This is a genomic window from Gemmiger formicilis, assembly GCF_018784445.1.
Taxonomy (GTDB): domain Bacteria; phylum Bacillota; class Clostridia; order Oscillospirales; family Ruminococcaceae; genus Gemmiger.
In genome coordinates this window covers 2,045-5,055 of the sequence record NZ_WQOH01000033.1, presented here as the reverse complement: position 1 = coordinate 5,055, position 3,011 = coordinate 2,045, and the positions used below count along the sequence as shown (strand labels likewise).

Sequence of the window (3,011 nt, the reverse complement as noted above, 5' to 3'; positions counted from 1 at the left end):
CGCCGCTTTTACCAGAAAATTACGGATATTTATGCTACTGCCGTAGATTACTCGGTAGACAGCAAAACGACCAAAGACTTCTTTGCAACCGTTCAGAATAAAATGCACTACGCTGTTCACGGCAGTACTGCCGCAGAGGTCATTGTGCAACGGGCAGACCACACAAAAGACCACATGGGGTTGACCTCATGGAAGAATGCCCCAAATGGGAAGATAGTCAAAGCCGATGTTTCTGTTGCAAAGAACTATTTGCAGCAGGATGAGTTACAAGAACTGAATGAGATTGTAACAATGTACCTTGACTATGCAACGCGCCAAGCACGGCGGCATATTCCTATGACGATGCAGGACTGGGCAGAGAAACTGGACGCTTTCCTGCAATTCAACGATGCCGAAATTCTAAAAGATAAAGGAAAGGTTACAGCAGCAATCGCAAAGGCTTTCGCAGAAAGTGAATTTGAAAAGTACCGCGTTATACAGGACAGGCAGTACCAAAGCGATTTTGACCGCCTTATGATGGAGGCAGAATCAACAAAACAATAATTACAGGCAGATGCCCTATGTGAGACTCATTTCACATAGGGCATTTTTCTTTTAGGGAGCTTCTTATGGCTATCACAAAAATTCATGCGATAAAATCTACTCTTGGCAAGGCACTGGCCTATATCGAAAACCCAGACAAGACCGATGGTCAGATGCTGGTGTCAGGCTATAATTGCGAGCCTCAAACAGCTTCTATCGACTTTGAAGTGACAGCAGTGCTTTCGCACAAGGCGCGGAACCTGAAAAGAAAGCGTTCCACAAATCTTGCTTATCACCTGATACAGTCTTTTTCTCCAGAAGATGCTGTCACGCCTGAGCAGGCCCATGAGCTGGGGAAGAAACTGGCATTTGAATACACAGGCGGCAAGTACGAGTATGTGGTAGCAACTCACATTGATAAAGGTCATATCCATAACCACATTATGATCAATGCAGTTTCCTTTTACGACTATAAGAAACTGCGAACGGTGCCTTACCGCACGGCACGTCAGATACGGGATATTTCTGACCGCTTGTGCATGGAAGCACATTTATCCGTGATTGATGATCCACAAAAGATTGGGCAACTGTATCCTGAAAACGCAGGGAAAAAGAAATCTGTATCCAACCGGACGGAAATCCGAAAGAGGCTGAATTTTTGCTTGGAGCGGGCAACGGATTATAGTCAGTTTCTTTCTATGGCAAAGGAACTGGAAATCACACCTACAATTCGAGGCAAGCATATGAGCTATTTGCTGGAGGGTGCGGGTCGAGCAGTCCGGGATAATAGCTTATCTGATACGGATACATTTACTTATGCCGGTATCTGCGCCAGACTGTCTGACAATGCACAAGAGCAGAAATACCTGAGAAAGACAATTACTGGTATCCTCCGTTCGGTAACTGGTATGGCGGACTTTGCAGATAAACTGAAAACTGCAGGCATCGAAACCAAAGTGAAAAAATCGACCGAGCAGGTACTGTACCGGTCCACGGCGTTGGATGGTGCATGGGTTCCCGAAGATGCCCTCGGTTCCGAATTCACCAGTGAAGGAATTGAGTATGCGCTGAAGAATGGAAAAATGCAGCTTTCTGATGGGGAAGAGAATTCGCTGCTCGACCGCTATCAGAAATTGACGATTCAGTATCCAGAAGTTTGTACGGCAGCAGTGAAGTTAAGCAGCCGCCAAATTCTGTCTGCGGGAAAAAATGGTTTGGTTCTTCAGGTTCACGATGACAATGGAAACCCCGCCAAACTAATGGTCAACAAAAGCGAAGTGACGACTTCGCCGGATGGCGAAATCACTTTCAATGTCGGAAACGACTTCTCTTATGACTTGGTTTATGAGGACGAAACCCACGGCACGATTCGAGGCGCAAAGCTGATCCAGCAGATTGACGAGGAAAACCATGTAGAGCCTGTGCAAGTCATCCTTTCGGAAAATCAGATAAAAGCTATGTCTATTCGAGGTGTGACGCTCCATCTACCGCAGAATGGCATTGAACGACTATTCATACCTGAAAAATATGTGCTTCGTGATTTGGATGCCGGGCAGTGTACAGTGCTTTTATATCCCAACCTGCAATATAGTTATGTCCCCATCGGAGATTCAAAGAAAAGGCTGAACATACAAGGCGACCGTCTCTCCGAATTTCTGGGAAGTTCAATTAATCCTATAACGGAAAGCACTGGACTAAAGCGTAAAATTGCTGCGGTAGAACGGCGTGCAGGAATTGAAAATGCGAAGTTCCTCGGCAAAATGCTGCAAGGCATGACCGATAGTCGAATCCATACCACCGGCGATTACGATAAAGTTATACATAATCTTGGAAAAACGCAGATTGGACTTACAAATGAACTGGCAGAGGTGAAGCAAAAGCGAACTACCTACGCAGCTGCTGCAAAACATTTGCAGATATGCAAGACTTATAAGCCTGTATGGATGGAGTATGCAGCAAAACCCTTAAATCAAAAGATGGAATATTTCAATCAACATAGTACGGAACTTCAAGCATACCGCAATGCAGCAGCATACCTCGAAAAAGAGAGCATCGACCAATCGGTAGAGATTGATAAGGTAAATGTCCTCGCACAAGAAATGGGGCATCGGATGCATGAATTAGTGGAACAATTACGAGACGTAAATTTGCAGGAACAGAAAGTCCGTCAGGAACGGCAAACTCTTGCTGAAATCCGATCGGATTTGGTTGAATGAATGCCTGACTTGTACAAATTCTTGCTGAAAGTTCAAAGTACAAATTATCGGACAAGCGAGGATTTATAATAGAGTTGGCGATACTATGCGCTTGTAGAAACCGAGGGCAACGGTCAAAGCCATCCGTTTGCACCGTGGTCAAAATGCAAAAAGCGCAGCCGCAGAGAACATCTGCGGCTGCGCTTCGATCCATTTTCAAAGCTTCGGCATCACTCAACGCCATATTGTTGTCTAAATAACTTAGCGACGATGTTTTGCTTTTGAGGCATCGGA

2 protein-coding genes are annotated in these 3,011 nt (G+C 45.2%); both read left to right on the top strand.

The genetic code is table 11. The features are described 5' to 3' along the window. Nucleotides 1-543 (top strand): RhuM family protein (rhuM, locus tag GPK89_RS10820; protein WP_215693054.1); only part of this gene is annotated, 543 nt, incomplete at its 5' end. Nucleotides 544-608: 65 nt separating this feature from the next. Next, the gene (locus GPK89_RS10815; protein WP_215693053.1) at nucleotides 609-2,738 is read left to right on the top strand and encodes a relaxase/mobilization nuclease domain-containing protein; all 2,130 of its coding nucleotides are present in this window, start codon (nucleotides 609-611) and stop codon (nucleotides 2,736-2,738) included. Nucleotides 2,739-3,011: the final 273 nt, after the last annotated feature.

Bases quoted from the DNA above. Each gene is read 5' to 3' on its own strand.
- GPK89_RS10815 (WP_215693053.1), top strand. From the start codon at position 609: ATGGCTATCACAAAAATTCATGCGATAAAATCTACTCTTGGCAAGGCA.